This window comes from bacterium, from assembly GCA_021158245.1.
GTDB lineage: Bacteria > Zhuqueibacterota > QNDG01 > QNDG01 > QNDG01 > QNDG01.
Genome location: JAGGVB010000129.1, coordinates 1 through 5,869, shown reverse-complemented (window position 1 = coordinate 5,869; position 5,869 = coordinate 1). Strand labels below are relative to the sequence as shown.

Genomic DNA, 5,869 nt, shown 5'->3' with positions numbered 1-5,869 from the left:
GCCTCCCAATAAAATATTTAGCCGATGTTGTTGCAAGTATTGTAGATAAATATTCAGATAGTCAATTAACCCAAAAAGAAATGTACGGAATTAATGGATATTTGCAAACAGGAAATTAAAAAAAGTGGCGCAATAAATTTAGTATTATAATTACTTTTAATGAAAAATATTTTCATTTGAATTGCCGGTATGATAAAATCGTTGCAGAAATTGATGTTTGCATGTTTCTTTGCTATTGCTTAAATTGCATAAAAAGGATGATCCCTTTCTTATGTTATACGGAAAAGACAAAGTAAAGCTTGCCGGACAATTCCGTTTTATAGTTATTATTTTTGTCATTGTTGCTGCGTTAATGGTTTCAAGTGCAGTAATAGAATTAAAGCAGAGTAAAAAAGAGCTTTATCAATTAATGACAAAACAGGCCCACTCTCTTCTGGAATCATTAATTATTGCTTCACAGAATACTCTGAATTCAACAACTTACCTTGATAAAATAACTCATCAAAGACTGCTGAATAATGCATTATACATAAAATTGATGTATGAGAGGGGAATAGTAACAGATAAAATATTATCTGATATCAGCCGCAAAAATAAAATTTACAGGATAAATATTTTTAATAATAAAGGGGAATTGATCTATTCAAATTTCAAACGCATACATATGTTTAAATTTGATGGCCTTGATTCACAAAAATTTTTAAACCCCATTTTCAGCGGCAAGGCTGATACTCTGACTGTCGGTTATAAAAAAGCAAAGGGAGGAACCGGATACAGGTATGCTGTTGCGCTTGCAGCAGAAGATAATTCTGCAATTGTATTAAATGTTGATGCAGATGAGATGCTTGATTTTAAGAAGAATATTCATTTTGGAGCTTTAATCAGGCAGGTAGTACAGGCAAATCCCCAAATTGTCTATATAGCGCTTCAAGGGACAGACCACATTATTGCTGCGTCGGGAAATGTCAGCGAATTAGACGGAATTGAAGATTCTCCGTTCCTGACAAAATCTTTTTATGATTCCACATTTTCCACAAGAACAGCGCGTTTTAATTCCGGTGAGATTTTTGAAGCGGTTCACCCTTTTACAAATTCAGGTGTTACAATCGGCCTGTTCAGGCTCGGCCTCTCATTGGATACTGTAAAAGATATAAACGAGCGTATTTACAGAAGGCTGATTTTTATTACGATATTACTGATTGCAATAGGATTTTTCCTTTTTGTCTATATTTTTACAAAGCAGAGATTAGACATTCTGCAGAGGCAGTATCAGGTTGTGGAGACTTATTCAAGCGGTATAATTGATAATGTAAGCGATGCAATTATTGTATTTGACGATTTATCAGGCATCAAAATATTTAATACTGCTGCAGAAAGGCTGTTTAATAAGAAAAGAAGGGATGTTCATAATAAAGGGCCGGAGTATCTGTTCGGCGGTTCTGATTGTCAATTCATCCTTGATCAGGAAGAAGCTGTAACACACATCAGCTGCAGCATTCACGGCAATAATAAATATCTGCTTCTTGCAAAAAGCAGTTTTAAAGACAGCCATGGAAACAAAAATACTATTATCCTAATAAGCGATCTTACAGAGCAGAAGCACTTAGAAAATCAGATAGAGCGTCAAAAACGTTTAACTGCAATGGGCGAGCTGGCATCAGGAGTGGCTCATGAAATACGAAATCCTTTAAACGCCATAGGTACCATTATCCAGCAGTTGGATAAAGATTTTGAACCGTCGGAAGAACAAGAAGAGTATCATCAGCTTGCAGGGCTTGTTTACAATGAAGTTAAAAGAATAAACGATACTGTTCAGGATTTTTTAAGGTTTGCAAGGCCTGAACCTGTGCGGCCGGCTCAATTTTCAATTGCTGATTTGTTCTCTGATTTAAAAAAACAGTATTCCATTGAACTTGGTAAAAGAAAAATTAAGTTTAATCTTGACCTTAACTGGAAGGGAGATGTTTTTTGGGATTTTAATCAGATAAAGCAGGTTTTTATTAATTTGATTCAGAATGCTGTGGAGGCAATTGACAGAGATGGAACAATCACCATCGCTGTTGACCGTATTGCAGAAAAGCGCATTGAAATTTTTGTAAAAGACGACGGCCCGGGTATGGATGAGGATACAAAGGCAAACGTATTTAATTTGTATTTTACTACCAAAGCAAGGGGTACAGGCATAGGGCTGAGTATTGTTCAGAGAATAATATTTGAGCACAGCGGTTCCGTTGATCTGAAAAGTGAACAAGGAAAAGGTACTGCCTTTATTATAGATCTTCCGGTAAGAATTTTCATTAATGAAAAGTGAACAGGATTTTACTTGTCAGAAATAATTGGCCGGTATTTGATATCCTGGATGTTTTTTTTTACCTCCGACCCAAGTTGCACTTGGGGCGGAAATAACTTTAAAAGCTTTGTTTTGAGATAGATGAATATTGATTTCTGAATTATGAATTTACAGATGCCGGTTAAAAGAATTCTAAACATTGTCGTTTCGATTCCGCGCAAGCGGAAGAGAAATCTTTTAATTTTCAAAGATTTAAGATTTCTCAGTCGCTTACGCTCCTTCGAAATGACACACCCCAAAGCCCCGTCAGGGGCGGAATATTTTTAGAAATGGAATAAACGAAAACCCGGAGTCCCGTAGGGACGAAATATTAAATGAAGAAGGTACAAAGCTGTTATTTAATTTGGAGATGTTTTGTAATAACGTTTAATTCAATGATTTTATTAAAGTTATGGAAAGGCACTTTTTTTAGAAAAAAGTGCCCAAAAAACGCCGGCTGCTGAAAATTTCCTAAAAATGTCAAAAAACTTACTGAAAGGCAAAAACTCTCCCGATTCTGATTATTGTCTTTTTTCTTTTGTCTTGTTCTTGTTGTCCCTGAACCATGTCAATAGTCAATACACAATGTAAAAGGATTAAGTAACTATATGATCAGGAGAAGTGTTCGGACACGCATTTCTCATATACCAACCGATACTCCAAATGTAAAAAAAACTCAAAAATTTTATCATATCGCTCGAGCTTTGTAAAAAAAAATTGATTTTCTTATCAAAGCAGAAATTGTGCTGCACTATTGTTTTGTCTAATAGCAGATTCCTTCTGTTTTTAAATTATTAAAACCCTTTTAATCCTGCATTCATATCTGCTCCATTCGACCGGATGGTATTTGAGTACGACTGTCCGGACGTAAAAAATATAAAAGGATAATAATTGAGGGTGCTTGTAAATATAGTGAAAACAGACAGATATACGCTTATAGGAAATTGTGGCACGGGTTTTGATATATCAGGGGCAGGTGAGCAAAAAAAATAAAATAGGAGAAGCAAAATGAAAAACTTACTTATTACAATCAGCATTGCAATTCTGGTTGCAGCAGGAACAACATTTGCCCAGGATTCTCTTCAGGTTAAGAACAAGAAACAGCTCAGGGGCAGCAATGCAGCAAAGGCATCAGTTAATGCAGCAGGCCAGCAGGGAAAAGGTTTTGTTGACCTTAACGGAGACGGATACAATGACAATGCCAGAGATGACGACGGCGACGGAATTCCCAATGGGATGGATCCGGATTATACGGGATCAAAATTGAGAAAGGGAAACGGTAGCAGAGGTTTTGTTGATGCAGACGGCGACGGCATAAATGACAATCTTCAGGATGCGGATGGTGACGGAATTCCCAACGGACAGGATCCTGATTATGTACGCCCACAGGACGGAACAGGCAGAGCAAATGGCAAGGGTAAAGGATTAAACTCCGGTACTACAGGTTCGGGAATCGGAACAGGTACAGGTACTTGCGACGGAACAGGTCCAAAGGGAAAAGGCAAAGGCAGAAAGTAGTCACAGCACAGTAAAAAATAAAACCGGCAGTAAAGTTTTTCTGCCGGTTTTTTAATAGAAAGAAAGGTGTGAAAAATGAAATCCAGTAAATATTTTACAGCAGTTATAACGGTGTTGCTATTAATCAGCGTATGGAGTTTATCAGGGTGCAGTTCTTCAACTGAGCCAAATCTTTCGGCAAACAGCAGCAGTCTGTTATTAAAGCAGGAAATATCCGGCGATTCTGAGCCTACTGAAAATGAGATTGAAGGGCTGATATTCATGAGAGAAGAAGAAAAACTTGCAAGGGATGTGTACAAATCTCTGTATGATGTATGGGAACAAAATATTTTCAACAATATTTCAAATAGCGAACAGCGTCATACCGATGCCATAAAAACTCTTTTGGATTTGTACAATATTGATGATCCGATGGAAACAGATATTTTCGGAGAGTTTAAGAATGTTGACCTTCAGGAGCTTTTCAATACTTTGACTGAACAAGGGAAAAGTTCGTTATCAGAAGCATTAAGTATCGGAGCTTTAATTGAAGAGATTGATATTATTGATATTCAGAATGAGCTGGATAATAATGTTACCAGTGATGATGTAAGAGTTGTATATGAAAGCCTCATAAGCGGTTCATATAATCATTTACGTGCATTTGTAAACAGTCTCAGCAGGCAGGGAGTGGAATACAAACCGCAGAAACTTATAGAAGAGAAGTTCAATGAAATTATGAGCAGCAGTTCGGGAAGAGGCAGGAGATAATTTGAGGGTCTAACCCCCGACCGTTCGGTCGGGGGTTAGACTGATATGTCGAAAAATTTTATACATGGGACTTTGTACATGCCTGTAAGTCAAATAATAACAAAGGGCAGATTTTATGGTACGGTTTTTGTTATATATCTTTCAAAGTTAAGCAAGAAGGAGTTACAAGTGAAGGACCTGGCAAAGAAATATAATCTGACACCAATGGAATTATTTGAAAAAATGAAAACAGTTAAAAAAACAGGGTCTTCTGCCTCTTATTCAGGGCAGGGTCTTGGAAGAAAGGCATTAAAGGAAGTATGTGAAGTGGAAAGTCTTGATCTTGAGAAGTCTCTCCAGCTTTTAAAAAATAAAGGTATAGATGCATATCCGGAAATGACTTTAAGGGATATTGCAGAAAAGTATAATCTTAAACCAGTTGATATAATGGAAATTATTAATCCTGAAAAGTAAGGATGATTTAATGAGAATAATCAGACCGATTGTAGTTTTTTTAATTTTAACAGGTTCTCTGTTTGCACAGTTGAGCACGAATCTGGAGATTTTATCACAATATGACGATAATCTGTTTCGATCTCCCTATCCTGTCAGGGATGTGCTGACAAATATAGATCTGAGATTGAGTTACAGGCCGGAGAATTCAAATGTGAACTTGTATTATAACGGGGATGTTTTTTTGTACCGGGAAAATACCCTGCGGAATTTTTATCTGCACAGCATAGGATTAAATTATTATCGTCCCTTTGGGGAGAACAAAACAAATACGTTCTATTTCGGAGCTGAATGGGCCCTGCGTAAAAACGGAGATACTTACAATTATTTTGACTACAACCAGGCTTATATTTATTCAAATTTCCGTTTGGATTTGAATCTGTTTTTCCTCCGCGGAGGATACAATTTCCGCTATCGAAATTACCTGCAGATACCGGATCTGACTAATTACAGGCAGTATATCTTTCTGCAGACCAACAGATCTTTTGCAACAAAGACAACATTGATAATGGAAGCGGATCTGGGGAACAAAGTATTTTCAGGCAGGGAGCTGTTTACAACAGGCCAGTCAACAGGACACGGAGGAAGAGGATACGGAGGCGGAAGGTTTAATCCCTATACAGATGTTACAGCTACTTCAGTAAGCGAAGTCCCGGCATTAAGCCATTTTGTTTTTCTTACCCGTGTTACACAGTCACTTTTCAGCAAAATGGGCGTTTATGTTCAGTACAGGCAGCAGATCAGTCTTACAAAGGAAACGGATTTTGTAAATGCAGACGG

Annotated in this window: 5 protein-coding genes; all 5 read left to right on the top strand. The window is 37.2% G+C overall.

Annotated features, from left to right (window positions below):
• The first annotated feature begins 271 nt into the window (after positions 1 to 271).
• Positions 272 to 2,311 (top strand): GHKL domain-containing protein, encoded by a 2,040-nt coding sequence (locus tag J7K93_07130; GenBank protein ID MCD6116769.1) that lies wholly within the window; start codon positions 272 to 274, stop codon positions 2,309 to 2,311.
• A gap of 1,026 nt (positions 2,312 to 3,337) precedes the next feature.
• Positions 3,338 to 3,847, top strand: coding sequence for a hypothetical protein (locus J7K93_07125; protein ID MCD6116768.1), 510 nt, complete (start codon positions 3,338 to 3,340; stop codon positions 3,845 to 3,847).
• A gap of 75 nt (positions 3,848 to 3,922) precedes the next feature.
• Positions 3,923 to 4,597, top strand: a complete 675-nt coding sequence (locus J7K93_07120; GenBank protein MCD6116767.1) for a DUF2202 domain-containing protein — start codon at positions 3,923 to 3,925, stop codon at positions 4,595 to 4,597.
• A 45-nt stretch (positions 4,598 to 4,642) separates the two neighbouring features.
• Entirely contained in the window at positions 4,643 to 5,050 is a 408-nt protein-coding gene (locus tag J7K93_07115) for a hypothetical protein (protein ID MCD6116766.1), read from the top strand.
• 10 nt (positions 5,051 to 5,060) lie between these two features.
• On the top strand, positions 5,061 to 5,869 hold an 809-nt coding region (locus tag J7K93_07110; protein ID MCD6116765.1), incomplete at its 3' end, for a hypothetical protein.